The 15,907-nt window shown below is 73.5% G+C and carries 18 protein-coding genes; 4 read left to right on the top strand and 14 right to left on the bottom strand.

Annotated features, from left to right (window positions below):
* Positions 1 to 142: 142 nt before the first annotated feature.
* Both D7M15_RS22085 and D7M15_RS22080 read right to left on the bottom strand, forming a co-directional pair.
* Positions 143 to 352: a hypothetical protein gene (locus tag D7M15_RS22085; RefSeq protein ID WP_121519088.1), complete on the bottom strand. Its 210-nt coding sequence runs from the start codon at positions 350 to 352 to the stop codon at positions 143 to 145.
* Positions 353 to 694: 342 nt separating this feature from the next.
* On the bottom strand, positions 695 to 1,012 hold the full coding sequence (locus tag D7M15_RS22080) for an acylphosphatase (RefSeq protein ID WP_121519087.1): 318 nt from the start codon (positions 1,010 to 1,012) through the stop codon (positions 695 to 697).
* Between the two features lie 132 nt (positions 1,013 to 1,144).
* Here D7M15_RS22080 and D7M15_RS22075 point away from each other — a divergent pair, with 132 nt between their 5' ends.
* The gene (locus D7M15_RS22075; protein ID WP_121519086.1) at positions 1,145 to 2,053 is read left to right on the top strand and encodes a CAP domain-containing protein; all 909 of its coding nucleotides are present in this window, start codon (positions 1,145 to 1,147) and stop codon (positions 2,051 to 2,053) included.
* Here the strand turns inward: D7M15_RS22075 and mutM are convergent.
* From mutM to D7M15_RS22030, 9 genes are all read right to left on the bottom strand, one after another.
* Positions 1,971 to 2,906, bottom strand: coding sequence for a bifunctional DNA-formamidopyrimidine glycosylase/DNA-(apurinic or apyrimidinic site) lyase (mutM, locus tag D7M15_RS22070; protein ID WP_121519085.1), 936 nt, complete (start codon positions 2,904 to 2,906; stop codon positions 1,971 to 1,973). The genes D7M15_RS22075 and mutM overlap by 83 nt on opposite strands.
* Before the next feature lie 6 nt (positions 2,907 to 2,912).
* Positions 2,913 to 3,743, bottom strand: a complete 831-nt coding sequence (rnc, locus tag D7M15_RS22065; RefSeq protein WP_240649419.1) for a ribonuclease III — start codon at positions 3,741 to 3,743, stop codon at positions 2,913 to 2,915.
* Between the two features lie 19 nt (positions 3,744 to 3,762).
* A complete protein-coding gene (rpmF, locus tag D7M15_RS22060; protein ID WP_121519084.1) occupies positions 3,763 to 3,936 on the bottom strand; it encodes a 50S ribosomal protein L32 in 174 nt (57 codons plus the stop codon).
* 2 nt (positions 3,937 to 3,938) lie between these two features.
* Positions 3,939 to 4,634 carry a YceD family protein gene (locus D7M15_RS22055; RefSeq protein ID WP_121521207.1) on the bottom strand — a complete coding sequence of 232 codons (696 nt, stop codon included), beginning with the start codon at positions 4,632 to 4,634 and terminating at the stop codon, positions 3,939 to 3,941.
* 96 nt (positions 4,635 to 4,730) lie between these two features.
* Positions 4,731 to 5,921: a cell division initiation protein gene (locus tag D7M15_RS22050; protein ID WP_121519083.1), complete on the bottom strand. Its 1,191-nt coding sequence runs from the start codon at positions 5,919 to 5,921 to the stop codon at positions 4,731 to 4,733.
* Between the two features lie 60 nt (positions 5,922 to 5,981).
* Positions 5,982 to 6,461: a pantetheine-phosphate adenylyltransferase gene (coaD, locus tag D7M15_RS22045; RefSeq protein ID WP_240649711.1), complete on the bottom strand. Its 480-nt coding sequence runs from the start codon at positions 6,459 to 6,461 to the stop codon at positions 5,982 to 5,984.
* A 26-nt stretch (positions 6,462 to 6,487) separates the two neighbouring features.
* Complete coding sequence (rsmD, locus tag D7M15_RS22040; RefSeq protein WP_121519081.1) at positions 6,488 to 7,084, bottom strand: 16S rRNA (guanine(966)-N(2))-methyltransferase RsmD; 597 nt, start codon at positions 7,082 to 7,084, stop codon at positions 6,488 to 6,490.
* A 106-nt stretch (positions 7,085 to 7,190) separates the two neighbouring features.
* A complete protein-coding gene (gene recG / locus D7M15_RS22035; RefSeq protein WP_121519080.1) occupies positions 7,191 to 9,446 on the bottom strand; it encodes an ATP-dependent DNA helicase RecG in 2,256 nt (751 codons plus the stop codon).
* A gap of 60 nt (positions 9,447 to 9,506) precedes the next feature.
* Positions 9,507 to 11,330, bottom strand: a complete 1,824-nt coding sequence (locus D7M15_RS22030; protein ID WP_121519079.1) for a DAK2 domain-containing protein — start codon at positions 11,328 to 11,330, stop codon at positions 9,507 to 9,509.
* Between the two features lie 150 nt (positions 11,331 to 11,480).
* Here D7M15_RS22030 and rpmB point away from each other — a divergent pair, with 150 nt between their 5' ends.
* A complete protein-coding gene (gene rpmB, locus D7M15_RS22025; RefSeq protein ID WP_027751466.1) occupies positions 11,481 to 11,666 on the top strand; it encodes a 50S ribosomal protein L28 in 186 nt (61 codons plus the stop codon).
* 133 nt (positions 11,667 to 11,799) lie between these two features.
* Here rpmB and thiD read toward each other — a convergent pair whose 3' ends face one another.
* Entirely contained in the window at positions 11,800 to 12,624 is an 825-nt protein-coding gene (thiD, locus tag D7M15_RS22020; protein WP_121519078.1) for a bifunctional hydroxymethylpyrimidine kinase/phosphomethylpyrimidine kinase, read from the bottom strand.
* 150 nt (positions 12,625 to 12,774) lie between these two features.
* Positions 12,775 to 13,761 carry a thiamine-phosphate kinase gene (locus D7M15_RS22015; RefSeq protein ID WP_121519077.1) on the bottom strand — a complete coding sequence of 329 codons (987 nt, stop codon included), beginning with the start codon at positions 13,759 to 13,761 and terminating at the stop codon, positions 12,775 to 12,777.
* 137 nt (positions 13,762 to 13,898) lie between these two features.
* Here D7M15_RS22015 and D7M15_RS22010 point away from each other — a divergent pair, with 137 nt between their 5' ends.
* Together D7M15_RS22010 and D7M15_RS22005 are read left to right on the top strand one after the other, a co-directional pair.
* A complete protein-coding gene (locus D7M15_RS22010; RefSeq protein WP_121519076.1) occupies positions 13,899 to 14,132 on the top strand; it encodes an Lrp/AsnC ligand binding domain-containing protein in 234 nt (77 codons plus the stop codon).
* 20 nt (positions 14,133 to 14,152) lie between these two features.
* A complete protein-coding gene (locus tag D7M15_RS22005) occupies positions 14,153 to 14,686 on the top strand; it encodes a DUF3515 domain-containing protein (protein ID WP_121519075.1) in 534 nt (177 codons plus the stop codon).
* Between the two features lie 60 nt (positions 14,687 to 14,746).
* Here D7M15_RS22005 and D7M15_RS22000 read toward each other — a convergent pair whose 3' ends face one another.
* Positions 14,747 to 15,883, bottom strand: coding sequence for a D-alanine--D-alanine ligase family protein (locus D7M15_RS22000; RefSeq protein ID WP_121519074.1), 1,137 nt, complete (start codon positions 15,881 to 15,883; stop codon positions 14,747 to 14,749).
* Positions 15,884 to 15,907 lie beyond the last annotated feature (24 nt).

Genomic DNA, 15,907 nt, shown 5'->3' with positions numbered 1-15,907 from the left:
CATCAGACGGTAAGCAACGCGAGGACGGCCTCCGGGCGAAGGCGGGCGGCAGGGGGAAACGACGAAAGGGACGCCGGAGCGTCCCTTGATGTGCCGAAGCGGTTGGCGTCGCGAACGCCCGACCGTCCCTTGTGGGGCGAGGTCAGGTGAGAGCAGGCTCTGCCGTGGGTACGTCGATGCTGTCCAGCAACGAGTCGCTGTGCCGTGCCGCGGCAGCCGACAGCGCGTCGTTCTCGGACTGCATCCGAACCAGCTCGGATTCGAGGTCCTGCACGCGCTGCTGAAGCCGTCGCATCTCGACGAGAACTCGGGGGTCGGAGCCGCCGACGTAACCGAGAAGCGCCTTTGCCATGATGGATGGTCCTCCACAATGAGTGACCGACCGTAACGGTGTGGGTCGTGAGGGATTCGCACCCTCGGTGACTGCTCCACATGCGGTTCTCAGAGAGCAGACCTTAGAGGTGCGCGGGGTACTAGAAGCGTCTCACCAAACGGATGGACGGTCAACACGATCACGCCCCGGTAGCCCGCGCGGCCCTGCCTCGACGGCGCCTCGTGGCGCCGGATGCGGCCGCCCGCCGGAGGGGGGCGTAGATCACTTGTGACGGCAGCCTTGCACGGGCGGCGAGAATTGGCAACCAGTATCCACATACCGGCTGACCAGCACCCCCTTCACGGGAGGGCCTCCGGACGATCACCGGATGGCGAACCCGTCGTAGCCTCCGCGCGGCTCGTCCCAGATCTCCGTGACGCCGTCGACCCGCCCCGGGGTGTCGCCCGTACGGAGCCAATCGAGGAGTACGTCACACCGCGCCCGGCTCCCCTCGGCCACGATCTGCACCCTCCCGTCCCGCAGGTTCACGGCGAACCCCTCGATCCCGCCCACCCGCAGCGCCGTGGCGCGGGTGAACCAGCGGAAGCCGACGCCCTGCACCCGGCCGCGCACCCACGCGGTCAACCGGACGGGCTGGTCGGGGTCGTCGGCGGCGTCGGGACGCGTACTCGCACACATGACATGCACACTATCGGGACAATTTCTCAACCGGAGGGTCGGGCCACCTCTCCATGCCGTAGTCTCCGGCGTCAACCGGAATCACTCGCACGGGTGAATCACTCCGCTGTCGAGCATGTGAGGAATGCCGAGATGGGCCGCCATCGCCGAGCCACCCCCGCACCTTCCGAGCCTCTCGTCTACCTGCCGGAGGCCGGTCGACACCGCGCGCACCGCAGGCGGGCAGCGGCACCCGTACGCACCGGACTGCTCGGCGCGTCGGCGGCGGTCGCGATGGGCGCCGTGGCTGTCGCCTCCGGACTGATACCGGGGCCCGGCGGCGGATACACCGTCGGTGACTCCCGCGACCCCGCCGAACGCGTACGCGCGGGCGGCCCCTCGGACCTCGCGACGCAGAGCGCCCCGGTGTCGCGGACCCCGTCCGCGTCCGCCTCCGGAACGCCCAGCGAGGAGGCGAAGCGGAAGAAGTCACCGTCCGCGAAGCCCTCCGAGAAGCCGAAGGAACGCAAGTCGTCCGCCGCCCCCACCCCGACCCGCGAGACGAGCAAGCCGAGCGGCGGCCGGGCCGACGACGACCGGGGCCCCGGCGGCGGCGGTGGCCAGGGGAAGCCGACGAGCACCGGTACGCCCCAGTCGGACCCGTCGTCCGGCGGCAGCGGCGAGGAGTCGGCGGCCGAGGCCCAGGTGGTCAAGCTCGTCAACCAGGAGCGCGCCCAGGCGGGTTGCCAGCCGGTGACGTCCGACCCGAAGCTCGCGGAGTTCGCCGGGGCCTACAGCCTGGACATGGCCGTACGCGGCTTCTTCTCCCACGAGACACCTGACGGAAAGAGCCCCTGGGACCGCGCCAAGGAGGCCGGGATCACCAACCTCGGCGGCGAGAACATCGCACGCGGTCAGGCCAACGCCCAGTCGGTGATGGACTCCTGGATGGACAGCCCGGGCCACCGCGCGAACATCCTCAACTGCGACTACCGGACGATGGGCGTGGGAGCCCACTTCGCGGAGGGCGGTCCGTGGTGGACCCAGAACTTCGGCTTCTGAACGGCCGCTGGCAGCGCGGACAGAAGTAACTGGAGCGGTTCATCCACGGGCGGCGGCGCATCGGCGTGCCGCACCGGCGGCAGGGCTCGTCCTCGCGCCCGTACGCGTCCAGGGAGCGGGAGAAGTAGCCCGACTCGCCGTTCACGTTCACGTACAGGCTGTCGAAGCTGGTGCCGCCGACGGCCAGCGCCGCCGACATCACGTCCCGGACGTGGCCCAGCAGTTCGGTGCTACGGGCGGGGGTGAGCCCGGCCGTCGGGCGGTCGTAGTGGAGTCGGGCGCGCCACAGCGCCTCGTCGGCGTAGATGTTGCCGACGCCGCTGATCAGCGACTGGTCGAGGAGCGCCCGCTTCAGCGTCGTACGGCGGCGGCGCAGCGCGGTGTGGAACGCGGCCTCGTCGAAGGCCGGGTCCAGCGGGTCCCGCGCGATGTGGCCGATCACGTCGGGCAGCGCCTCGTCGCTCCCGGGGCTCTCCGGGTGCGACGAGAGGCCGCCGAAGGTGCGCTGGTCGACGAAGCGCAGCTCGGTGCCGAGCGCGTCGTCGAAGGCGATCCTGATCCGCAGGTGCTTCTCGTCCGGAGCGGACCCGGGCTGGACGAGCAGCTGCCCGCTCATGCCCAGGTGCGCCAAGACGGACGTGCCGGTGTCGGCGAGCGGCAGCCACAGGTACTTGCCACGCCGCCGCGCCGGACCGAACGCGTGCCCGGCCAGCCCGGCGGCGAAGTCCGCGGCCCCGGCGGTGTGCCGGCGTACGGCCCGCGGGTGCAGCACCTCCACCCGGCCGACCGTACGGCCGCTGACCCAGCGCTCCAGACCCCGCCGGACCACTTCCACCTCGGGCAGCTCGGGCATGGGCGGCTACGCGTCGACGGTGTCGGCGGAGTCGCCGTCGGCCCCGCCGGGGCCGGACGTGTCCGACGCCTTGGCGGCCTCCGCGCGGATGCCGCGGTACGCCGCCTCGGCCGCCTGCTGCTCGGCTTCCTTCTTGCTACGGCCGGTGCCGGTGCCGTACGAGACACCACCGACGCGGGCGGCAGCAGTGAAGACCTTCTCGTGGTCCGGACCGGTCTCGGTGACCACGTACTCGGGCACGCCCAGGGTCTCGGCCGCCGTCAGCTCCTGGAGGCTGGTCTTCCAGTCCAGGCCGGCGCCCAGGCTGGACGACTTCTCGATGAGCGGGTCGAAGAGCCGGTGCACCAGCTCGGAGGCGGCGTCCAGGCCCTGGTCGAGGTAGACCGCGCCGATCACCGCTTCCAGCGTGTCCGCGAGGATCGACGCCTTGTCACGGCCACCGGTCCCCTCCTCGCCCCGGCCGAGCCGGATGAACGCGCCCAGGTCGAGTCCGCGCGCGACCTCGGCGAGGGCACGCGAGTTGACGACCGCGGCGCGCAACTTGGCGAGCTGCCCCTCGGGCAGGTCGGGGTGGATGCGGTAGAGCGTGTCGGTGACGACCAGACCGAGGACGGAGTCCCCGAGGAATTCCAGCCGCTCGTTGGTGGGCAGCCCGCCGTTCTCGTACGCGAACGAGCGATGCGTCAGCGCACGCACCAGAAGGGCGGACTCAAGCTGGTACCCGAGCCGCCCTTCCAGCAACGTGTGCGACGAGGCCGCGTCCACCAGTTCCGCCGATGCCGTCGGTGCGACCTCGCTGGGGCGAGGCGGCGTACCAGGCGTGGTGGCGTCTGCCATGGAGCGTGTCACCCGCCGATCAGACCTCGAGGACCTGACGCTTGTTGTAGGTGCCGCAGTTCGGGCACGCGGTGTGCTGGAGCCTCGGCTCCTGGCAGCGCTCGCACTTCACCAGGTTCGGGGCCACAGCCTTCCACTGCGACCGGCGGTGGCGCGTGTTGCTGCGCGACATCTTCCGCTTCGGAACAGCCACGGCTACTTCTCCTGCTTCTCGTCGGCGTCGGGTGCGGCGCCGGCCTGATCGTCCTTCTCGCCGTCCGGGATGGTCCCGGCGAGTTCCTGCAGTGCCGCCCAACGGATGTCGACGGCGTCGTCGTGCCGGTGCTCCGGGTCGTCCGCGAGCCGTACCCCGCAGTCGGGGCACAGTCCCGGGCAGTCCTCCCGGCACACCGGCTGGAGCGGGAGCGACAGCACGACCGCGTCCCGCAGCACGGGCTCGAGGTCGAAGAGATCGGCCTCGAGGAAGAGGGTCTCCTCCTCCTCGGCGTCGTCGCCGGGCTCCGCCGTGGGGCGGCTCCAGGCGTCGGCGTCGGGGTAGGAGAACATCTCCTGGAATTCCGCTTCGCATTCCTGCCGGAGCGGTTCCAGACACCTTACGCACTCCCCCCGCAGCGGCGCACGGCCGGTGCCGGTGACGAGCACACCTTCCATGACCGACTCCAGGCGGAGCTCCAGCTGCACGGTCGCGTCCTCCGGAACCCCGATGAACTCGACACCGAGGTCCTTCGGCGCGGGCACCGTGCGGGAAAGCTTCTTCATCGCACCAGGCCGCCTGCCCAGCTCGCGTGTGTCGAACACGAGAGGGGAACGGTGGTCCAAGGGGGCGTTCAGGGCTTCCTGCTTTCTACGGGCGTCACATGGCTGCCGGGACGCTGTCCGGGCAGCGCGCATCGCGGAGCTGGCCGCGACCGAACCGCCAGGATACTGGACGGTTCGCCGCTCGCCCAATCCGGTGCCCGGACCGCCGTACGGGACCCGCCGCGGACGTCAGCGGCCCTGGTCGTACCGCTCCTCGTACTGCCGCACCTGCTCCAGGTCGATCATGCTCGTGTCGAAGAAGCTGGTCTCGTCGAGCGCGGCGGGCTGCTGCTGCGGCTCCTGCTGCTGGCCCGTGAAGTACGGCCGCGCGTAGTCCTGGTGCGGCTGGTGCTGCGGGTCGTACTGCTGGGCCTGCGGGTCGTAGCCCTGCCCGGCCTGCTGCGCGTAGTAGGCGTCCTGCTGGGCCTGCAACTGCTGGGCGTAGTACGCGTCCTGGTAGGCGTCCTGCTGCTGCCCGTAGTACGGGTCGTGCTGCCCGGTCTGCGGGTCGTAGCCCTGGGCGGCCGGTTGCGCGTAGTACGGGTCGGCCGCGGGCTGCGGCGGCAGCTCCGGCTGCGGGGGGACCGGGGGCGCGGCGGGCTGCGGCACGGGGGCCGGCGTCTCCCGGCGCTGCGCGGGCATGTCCGCGGCCAGTCCGGCGAGGTAGTCGGCGTCGCTGGTGTGCGGGAGCCGTCCGGCGGCGGCCGCGGCCTCGTCCTGGGCGTCCATGTGGGCGCCGAGGTCGGCGGCCGGGTCGTGGCCGAGGAGCTTCTGCCGCCCGCGTCCGACGGCTTCCAGGGTCTTGGCGAGCACGGCGGAGACGGAGGCGAGGCGCGCGTCCACGTACGCGTCCGCGCGCTGCCGCAGCTCGGCCGGGTCGGCGGTGCGCTCGGGGGCGTCCTCCGCGTACTGCTCGTCGTACTGGTCGGCGCCGCGGCCGCTGCCGAGCAGCTTCTCGCGGCCCCGGTCGACGGAGCCGACGGTCTTGCTCAGCACGACCTCGAAGTTGGCGAGCTTGCTGTCGACGTACTCGTCGGCCTCCGCCCGGATCGCCTCCGCCTCGCGGCGGGCCTCGGCCAGGATGCGGTCGGCCTCGCCCTGGCTGTGGCGGGCGACCTCCGTGCCGGAGACCAGGGAGCCGCGCTCGGCCTGCGCCTCCTCGATGATGCGCCGGGCCTCCTGCTGCGCCTCCGCGACCATCTGCTCGCGTCCGCCGAGCAGTTCCTGCGCCTGCGCGAGGGAGTCGGGCAGGGCGTCGCGCACCTCCTGGAGCATCGCGAGCAGTTCGCCCCGGTTCACCACGCAGGAGGCCGACATGGGCATCGAGCGGGCGCCGTCGACGGTCGCCACGATCTCGTCGAGTCTCTGCTGTACGTCCACGGGTGTGACTGTACGGCCCGCCGCCCGTGCACCGACACCTGATGCGGCGGGCCGGGACGGTCAGCGGGCGGCGACGCGTTCTGTCAGCCGCTCCAGCACGGCCGGCGGTACGAGGTGGGTGACGTCGCCGCCCCAGGCGGCGACCTCCTTGACCAGGCTGGAGGAGAGGAAGGAGTACGTCGGGTTGGTCGGTACGAACAGCGTCTCGACGCCGGAGAGACCGATGTTCATCTGGGCCATCTGGAGTTCGTAGTCGAAGTCGCTGACGGCCCGCAGGCCCTTGACGATCGCGGGGATGTCGCGCTGCTTGCAGAAGTCGACGAGGAGGCCGTGGAACGACTCGACGCGCACGTTCCCGTACGAGCCGGTGACCTCGCGGATCAGGTCGATGCGTTCGTCGACGGTGAAGAGTCCCTGCTTGGACTTGTTGATCATCACGGCGACGTACACCTCGTCGTACAGCCTGGAGGCGCGTCCGATGATGTCGAGATGGCCGTTGGTGATCGGATCGAAGGAACCGGGACAGACCGCGCGACGCACTGGCGTCTCCTCGCTCTCTGAACTCTTCATGACTCGGGGGCCGCCTCCTGTGCGACCGTACGGCCGTACCAGAGGGTGCCCTCCCCGTACCGGCGGGAGCGGAGTCCCTCGAAGCCTCGCGGCCAGCGGAATTCGCCCCCCCGGGTGCTGCGCTCCACGGTGGCGAGTGCCGACCGGGACAGCCAGCCATCCGAGCGGAGTGTGAGCAGTATCTCGCGCACCTCGTCGTCCGGCACGGCGTAGGGCGGGTCGAGGAACACCAGGTCGTACGGGGCGTCCGGGGCGGTGCCGCGTACGGTCTGCTCCGCGCGCGCGGAGCGCACCTCGGCGCCGGGGAGGCCGAGGGCGCGGACGTTCTCCCGGATGACGCGGGCCGCGCGGGCGTCGGCCTCCACGAGCAGGACGTGGGCGGCGCCGCGCGACAGGGCCTCCAGGCCGACGGCGCCGGAGCCGCCGTACAGGTCGAGGACGCGCAGCCCCCGCCAGCCGCCCGCGCCGCCCAGCTGCGACTCCCAGCTGGAGAACAGTCCTTCGCGCGCGCGGTCCGAGGTGGGCCGGGTGCCGGTGCCCGGCGGCACCGCCAGCCGTCGTCCACCGGCCGCGCCGGCGATCACGCGGGTCATGGGCTTCGGGTCCTCCGTCCGGATACGGCGGTGCCGTACGGCCGCCGGACCCCCACGATATGGCGTGTCCCGCGGGCGGGTCCCGCGCCCTACGGGCCGCTTCCGGTCAGCCCTTGTCCAGGTACTCCTCGCGCTCCTTGTCCAGCAGCGCTTCCAGCGCCGTACGCAGCTCCGGGACGCGGGTCAGGCCCGGGTCGTCGGCCACCAGCGCGGTGGCCTCGGCTCGGGCGGCGACGATGACGTCCTCGTCGTCGAGGACCGACAGCATGCGCAGCGAGGAGCGGACGCCGGACTGGGCCTGCCCGAGGACGTCGCCCTCGCGGCGCTGTTCCAGGTCGATACGGGACAGCTCGAAGCCGTCGAGCGTCCCGGCGACGGCACCCAGGCGCGTCCGCGCGGGCGCCGCCTCGGGCATCTCCGTGACCAGCAGGCACAGGCCGGGGGCGGCGCCGCGGCCGACCCGGCCGCGCAGCTGGTGCAGTTGGGAGACGCCGAACCGGTCGGCGTCCATGATCACCATGACGGTGGCGTTGGGCACGTCGACCCCCACCTCGATCACGGTGGTGGCGACCAGCACGTCCACCTCACCGGCCGTGAAGCGGCGCATCACCTCGTCCTTCGCCTCCGGCGGCATGCGGCCGTGCAGCGGTTCGACGCGGAGCGCGGCCAGCGGGCCCGCCGCCAGCTCGCGGGCGATGTCGAGGACGGCGAGCGGCGGCCGTTTGTCGGCGTCCGGGCCGCTCCCGCCGTCCGGGCCGTCCTCCGGGTCGCGCGCCCCCCCGCCCGTACCGCCGTCGCCCGTACCGGCGCCGTCCTCGTCCCCGATGCGGGGGCACACGACGTACGCCTGGTGCCCGGCCTCCGCCTCCTCCCGTACGCGCTCCCAGGTGCGGGCCAGGAAGTGCGGCTTGTCGGCGGCGGGCACCAGATGGCTGGCGATCGGGGAACGGCCCGCGGGGAGCTGGTCGAGGACGGACGTCTCCAGGTCGCCGAAGACGGTCATGGCGACGGTGCGCGGGATGGGCGTCGCCGTCATCACCAGCAGGTGCGGCGGCTGCTTGCCCTTGGAGCGCAGCGCGTCGCGCTGCTCGACCCCGAAGCGGTGCTGCTCGTCCACCACGACCAGCCCCAGGTCGTGGAAGCGCACCTTGTCCTCGATCAGCGCGTGCGTGCCGATGACGATCCCGGCCTCGCCCGTCGCCAGGTCCAGCAGCGGCTGTCTGCGGGCGGCGACGCCCATCGAGCCGGTGAGCAGCACCACCTTCGTGGCGTGCTCCGCGCCGCCCAGCATGCCGCCCTCGGCCAGCTCGCCCATCAGCCCGGTGATGGACCGGTGGTGCTGCTGGGCCAGCACCTCGGTGGGCGCGAGCAGGGCGGCCTGGCCGCCCGCGTCGACGACGGCGAGCATGGCGCGCAGCGCGACGAGCGTCTTGCCGGAGCCGACCTCGCCCTGGAGCAGCCGGTGCATGGGGTGTTCGGTGGCGAGGTCGGTGAAGATCTCGTCGGTGACGCGCCGTTGGCCGTCGGTGAGGGTGAACGGCAGCCGCGCGTCGAACGCGTCCAGCAGCCCGTCCACGGCCGGTTTCCGCGCCACGGCGGGCAGTTCGGTCTCGGCGGCGCGGCGGCGGGCGAGGGCGACCTGGAGGACGAACGCCTCGTCCCACTTCAGCCGGTCGCGGGCGGCGGCGATGTCCGCCTTCGTACGCGGCCGGTGCACCTTGCGCAGCGCGTCGGGCAGCGGCACCAGGTCGCGTTCCTCGCGCATGGACCGCGGCAGCGGGTCGGTCACCGCGGTCCAGCCGGTGGCCTCCATGGAGGTGAGGACGGTGTCGACGGCCTGCTCGATGTTCCAGGACTCCAACTGCCTGCACGCGGGGTAGAGCGGCAGCAGCTCGCTCGCGAACCGCTCGACGGTCTCCTGGCCGGTCTCGTCGTCGAGCAGCTTGTACTCGGGGTGGGCGAGCTGGAGCTTCCGGTTGAACGTGCCGACCTTGCCCGCGAACATGCCGCGGCGGCCGGGCAGCAGCTTCGTCTTGTGGGCGTGCACGCCGCGACCGAAGAAGACCAGTTGGAGCCGTCCACTGCCGTCGGTCAGGGTCACCTCGAGGCGCTGCCCGCGCCCCCGGTTGAACGCGAGCACGCGGGCGTCCGCGACCCGCGCCACCACGGTCACGTGCTCGTCCGGCGGCAGGTCCGCGAGGCGCGTCAGCTCACCGCGCTCGGCGTACCGGCGCGGGTAGTGGTGCAGCAGGTCACCGACCGTGTGCAGGTCGAGGTGGTCGGCCATCACCTTCGCGGTGTTGCCGCCGAGGACCTTCTTCAGTGGTTCGTCGAGCGAGGGCACGCACCCATTGCACACCATGGCTCGGACACCGTGGCGCCGACGACGCGGCACGGGACGCTGCCCGGCGGCGTACGGCCGTCACTCGACGCCGATCAGCAGGCGGCCCGGCCGCTGGTGCCCCTCGTAGACGACGGTGTCGACGGCCAGGTGCCCGCTGCGTACGCGTTCCCGGAGGCCCTCCGCGAGCCCGTCCGGCGCGTCCGCGCCCAGCACGAGCGTGACCAGTTCGCCGCCCGCGGCGAGCATCCGTTCCAGCACGTCCGCCGCCGTACGGGACACGTCGTCGCCGATCACCGCCACGTCGCCCTCGACCAGGCCCAGCACGTCCCCGGCCTGGCAGACGCCCGCGGTCGTCCAGGAACGGCGTTCCGCGACGGTGACCTCGCCGTAGCGGGTGGCACCGGCGGCGGAGGTCATGGCCACGACGTCCTCGTCGAAGCGGCGGTCCGGCTCGTGCATGGCGAGGGCGGCGAGGCCCTGCACGGCGGCGCGGGTGGGGATCACGGCGGTCCGTACGCCCGCGGCGCGCAGCCGTTCGGCGGCGTCGGCGGCGGTGTGCTGGAGGTCGGGGTCGTTGGGGAGGAGGACGGCCTCGGTCGGGCGCGTCCGCAGGACCGCGTCGGCGAGGGCGGCGGCGTCCACGCCGCCGGGCCCGCCCCCGGACCGTACGACCGTCGCGCCCGCCTCGGCGCACAGCCCGGCGAGTCCGTCGCCGCCGACGACGGCCACGACGGCGCGGGGCGGCGGCGCTGCGGGAGCGTCCGGGGCGGCGTCCGGCGCGGGGTGGGCCGGGGCGGTACGGGTCGGGGCGGCGCACGGCGCGGGTACGGGCGCCGGCCCGGGTCGTCCGTGGGCGGCGGCGAGGTGGGTGACGCGGACCCGGTGCGGGCGGCCCGCCTCGATGCCCGCCTCGACGGCGGCGCCCGCGTCGCCGGTGTGCACGTGGACGTTCCACAGGCCGTCGCCGCCGACGACGACCAGCGAGTCCCCGAGGGCGTCCAGCCGCGTGCGGAGGACGCGTACGGCGTCGTCCTCGGCGTCGAGGAGGTACATCACCTCGAACTCCGGCGCGCGCGGCTCCCGTTCACCCCCCGTGGGCGCCCCGGCCGCCGGCGCGGGCGCCGGTGCGTCCGCCCGCGTGGGCGCGGGCGGACGCCCCTCCCCGGCGAGCGCCGCGTACAGCGCGCCGAGCACCGCCACCAGGCCGCGCCCGCCCGCGTCCACCACGCCCGCGCGCGCCAGCACGTCGAGCTGCCCGGTCGTCGCCGCCAGCGCCTCCCCCGCCCCGGCGTACGCCGCGCGCGCCACCGCGGCGGTGTCGCCGTCCGCGCGCGCGGCCGACTCCGCCGCGGCCGTCGCGACGGTCAGCATGGTGCCCGCCACCGGGCGGGCCACCGCCGCGTACGCCGACTCCGCGGCCCGGCGCAACGCCCGCCGCAGCAGCTCCGCGTCGGCCGTCGCCGCACCGTCCCGCGCGGGTGCCGTCGCCGTCCCGGGGTCGTCCTCCGCGCCGTACGCCTCCGCCATCCCGCGCAGCAACTGGGCGAGGATCGTGCCGGAGTTGCCGCAGGCGCCGACCAACGCGCCGCGCGCCATGGCGCGGAGGGCCTCCGCGGTGGCCGTACGGTCCCCGGCGGCCGTACGGTCCCCGCCCGCCGCATCCGTACCGGCACGGTCCGTACGGGGCGCGGCGGGCAGGCGTTCCAGGGCGGTGGCGGCGGCCTCGACGGTGCGGTGCATGTTGGTGCCGGTGTCGCCGTCCGCGACGGGGAAGACGTTGATCGTGTCGATCTCCGCGCGCCCCCGCGCGAGCGCGTCGAGAGCCAGCGCGCACCAGGACCGCACCGCGGCGGGATCGAGCGGTTGCGGCACGTGGGTCCTCCTGGGACGGGTGGGGATCATGCTGGTTTCGCTGTTCGAGAGAGGCCGTTGTATGCTGCTCCGGTTGCCCGGTGCGAATCGGGCAGAACCTCTCCCTGGCTGTGCCGGTCACTCATGATCCAGCGACGCCGGGATTTACCGTAAGCGCATCTGAAGTCTTTGGAGTATCCCGTGGCTGCCAACTGCGACGTCTGCGGCAAGGGGCCGGGCTTCGGCAACAGCATTTCCCACTCGCACCGCCGCACCCCGCGCCGCTGGAACCCGAACATCCAGCGCGTTCGTGCCGTGGTCGGCGGGACGCCGAAGCGGCTCAACGCCTGCACCTCGTGCATCAAGGCCGGCAAGGTCTCGCGCTGACGTCAGCGCGGCCACCTCACTGGCTGCCGTGAAGCCGGTCCTCCCTCGGGCGGACCGGCTTTTCGCATGCCCACGCGCCCACCCGCCGCAGTCCGGCGCACGCCCCGCCCCGGCGCACGCCGTACGGCGCCCCTCAGGCGGGCCGTAGCCGCCAGCCGTGACCGACCGGGCCGATGCCCGCGCCCAGCGGGAAGCCCGCGGCGATCGCCCCGGTCACGTACTCCTTCGCCGCCGCCACCGCCTGCGGCACCGCCCGCCCGTGCGCGAGCCCGGCCGCGACGGCGGCGGCCAGCGTGCAGCCGGTGCCGTGCGTGTGCCGGTTGTCGTGCCGGGGCGCGCGCAGCCAGTGCTCCTCGGTGCCGTCCGTGAGCAGGTCCACCGCCTCGCCGCCGCCGCTCCCCGACGGCCCGGCGGACGGCGGCAGATGGCCGCCCTTGATCAGCGCCCAGCGCGGCCCGTACGCGAGGACCGCCTCGGCCGCCCGCCGCAGGTCCGCCTCCTCCCGTACGCGTACGCCGGTGAGTTGGGCGACCTCGTCGAGGTTGGGAGTGGCCACGGTGGCCAGCGGCAGCAGGCGGCCGCGTACGGCGTCGAGCGCGTCGGCGGCCAGCAGCGCGTCGCCGTGCTTGGAGACGCCGACGGGGTCCACGACGACGGGCACCGCGGTCTCCGCGAGGAGTTCCGCGACGGTCTCGACGAGGACGGCGGAGGAGAGCATCCCGGTCTTGACGGCCTGGGTGCCGATGTCGTCGACGACGCTGCGGTACTGCGCCCGTACGGCCTCCGCGGGCAGCTCCCAGGCACCCTGCACGCCGAGGGAGTTCTGCGCGGTGACCGCCGTGAGCACGCTCATGCCGTGCGTGCCGAGCGCGAGCATCGTCTTGAGGTCGGCCTGGACGCCGGCGCCGCCACCGGAGTCGGAACCGGCGACGGTCAGCACACGTGGTGGTGTCGGCATGCGCACGAATCTACGGCGCGGCGCGCGTGCGCGTACGGGCGCCCCGCGCCCGCCGGTTCCGGACCTCCGGCGCGCGCCCCCGCGCGTACGCCCGCGCGACACCGTCACGGGCCCCAAGTCGCCGCCCCCGTACGGGAGTCCGGACATCGCCTAGTCCCGGAAGTGGTTCCAGCCCCCGGCCTTGTCCCAGGGCGCCCCGTCCACCGTGACGTGCGGCAGCGCCGAGGGCGCCAGCACCTCACCGATGGTGCGCCAGCGCGCGGGGAGCTTCTGCTCGGCCGGGAAGGTGGCCACGATCGCGTGGTCCTCGCCGCCCGTCAGCACCCACTGGAGGGGGTCGACGCCGACAGCCTGGCCGATGTCGTACATCTGGGCGGGCACGTCGAGTTCGGCGGAACGCACGTCGATCCGGACCTTGCTGCACTCGGCGATGTGGCCGAGGTCCGCGACGAGGCCGTCGCTCACGTCGGTCATGGCCGTCGCGCCGAGGGCGGCGGCGGCCGGGCCCGCGTGGTACGGCGGTTCGGGCCGCCGGTGGGCCTCCACGAAGGCGCGCGGGGAGCGGAAGCCGCGGGAGAGGACCGTGTGCCCGGCCGCGGACCAGCCGAGCCAGCCGGTGACGGCGACCGCGTCGCCGGGGCGCGCGCCGGAGCGCGTGACGGGCTCCTGGTTGCGCATGTCCCCGAGCGCGGTGATCGCCACGGTGATCGTGTCGCCGCGTACGACGTCGCCGCCGACGACCGCGGCGGCGGCGACCCGCGCCTCGTCGCGGATGCCGTCCATCAGCTCCGAGGGCCAGTTCACGGCGAGTTCGGCCGGTACGACGAGGCCGAGGAGGAGCGCGGTCGGCACGGCGCCCATCGCCGCGATGTCCGCCATGTTCTGCGCGGCGGCCTTCCGCCCCACGTCGTACGCGGTGGACCAGTCGCGGCGGAAGTGCCGCCCCTCGACGAGGACGTCCGTGCTGGCGACCACCCGGCGGTCGGGCGCGCTCACCACCGCCGCGTCGTCGCCGGGCCCGACGCGTACCGCGGACGTGGTGGTGAGCCGGGCGGTCAGCTCCCGGATGAGCCCGAACTCCCCCAACTCCCCCACGGTGCTGGGGGTGTGGGAGCGTCCCCCGGAAGAACTCAGCATCGATAAGCCCCTTCACGATCCGACATCGTCAACCCGGCGTTCCCGCCGCCCCCGCGGGTCTCCCCGGCACGGGCGGGGACGCGGTACCGTAGCGTCCCCCTTCCCCCCATGATCCTCGTGGCCGCCCTGGAGGTTCCGTGGTACAGGCGTACATCCTGATCCAGACCGAGGTCGGCAAGGCCTCGACCGTCGCCGAACTCATCACCAAGATCCCGGGGGTGATGCAGGCGGAGGACGTGACCGGCCCGTACGACGTGATCGTGCGCGCGCAGGCCGACACCGTGGACGACCTCGGGCGTCTCGTCGTCGCCAAGGTCCAGCAGGTGGAGGGCATCACCCGCACCCTGACCTGCCCCGTGGTCCATCTGTAGCGCCCCCGTATGCTCGCTCGGTGAGTTCCGCACGCCGCCGCGCGGCACGCCCGCCGCTCCCGCTTCCGCTCGCCGTCTGCACGGCGGTCGTGGTCGCGGCGGCGGGCTGCTCGCCGTCGGACGGCGGTGCGGGACCGGCGGCCCCCAGCCCCTCCGGGCGGGCCGCCGCGGTCTGCCGCGCCCTGCACGGGAAGCTGCCCGAGCGCGTGAACGGGCAGGAGCGTACGGAGCCCGATCCCGCGTCGGACTTCACCGCCGCGTGGGGCGATCCCACCATCGGGCTGCGCTGCGGAGTGCCGCGGCCCGAGGTGCTCACGCCTGGGAGTGAACATTACAACCCCACGTCCGACGCGGCGGAGGTGAACGGGGTCTCCTGGCTCATCGAACAGCGCGCCGGGGGCTACCGGTTCACCACCACGGACCGCGCCGCGTTCCTGGAGGTGACGGTGCCCGACGCGTACGCGCCCGAGGTCGGCGCGCTCACCGACCTCGCGGCGGCCGTACGGTCCGCGCTGCCGCTCGGCACTCCCCCGCCCGCCCCCGCCGACGACTGACGGCGCCCGCCCCTCCCGGAGCCGACGCCGCCACGTGCGGGCGTACGCGTGCGCGTACGGTCAGCGCAGGCCGGTCTCGCGGCGCAGTGCCGACGCGATCAGCCGGTCGACCAGCTCGGCGTAGCCGATGCCGGTCTCCTCCCACATCCGCGGGTACATCGAGATGGGGGTGAAGCCGGGCATCGTGTTGATCTCGTTGATGACGAACTCGCCGTCCTCACCGAGGAAGAAGTCCACGCGCGCGAGCCCCTCGCAGGACAGCGCGTCGAAGGCCCGTACGGCCAACTCCCGTACGCGCTCCATCTGTTCCGGCGTCACGGGGGCGGGGACGATGCCACGGGCGGAGTCGATGTACTTCGCCTCGAAGTCGTAGAACGCGTGGTCCTGGACCGGCGGGATCTCGGCGGGCACGCTCGCGCGCGGCCCGTCCTCGAACTCCAGCACACCGCACTCGATCTCGCGCCCGCGCAGCAGCGACTCGACGATGATCTTCGGGTCGTGGCGGCGGGCCTCCTCGACGGCCTCGTCCAGTCCGGCGAGCCCGTCGACCTTGGTGATGCCCATGGACGAACCGGCCCGCGACGGCTTCACGAACAGCGGCCAGCCGTGCTCCCCGGCGAAGTCGACGATCCTCCGGCGTACGGCGCCCGGGTCCTGCTCCCACCCGCGGGGGCGGATCACGACGTACGGCCCGACGGGCAGGCCGAACGACGCGAACACCCGCTTCATGTACTCCTTGTCCATGCCGACGGCGGACGCCAGCACGCCCGCCCCGACGTAGGGCACGCCCGACAGCTCCAGCAGGCCCTGGAGCGTGCCATCCTCGCCGTACGGGCCGTGCAGCACCGGGAAGACCACGTCGACCTCGCCGAGCGCCTTCGGCACCTGGCCGGGCTCGGTGACGGTGATCTCGCGGTCGGCCGGGTCGAGGGGCAGCAGCACGCCGCCGGTGTCGGACTCGGCCAGCTCGGCCACGCTCGGCAGTCTGCGGTCCTCGATGGCCATGCGCTCCGGGGCGTCGGCCGTCAGCGCCCAACGGCCCTCCGAGGTGATGCCGATGGGCAGCACCTCGTACCTCTCCCGATCGATGGCGCGCAGCACGGCACCGGCGGTCAACACGGAGATCGCGTGCTCGGAGCTGCGGCCGCCGAAGACGACGGCGACGCGGGGCTTGTGGCTGTGGTCGTGGCTGCTCATCGCGGAGACTCTACCGCTTCGCCC

Source organism: Streptomyces sp. Z26, assembly GCF_003665095.1.
Taxonomy (GTDB): Bacteria; Actinomycetota; Actinomycetes; order Streptomycetales; family Streptomycetaceae; genus Streptomyces; species Streptomyces phytohabitans.
This window is presented reverse-complemented; position numbering and strand designations above follow the sequence as displayed.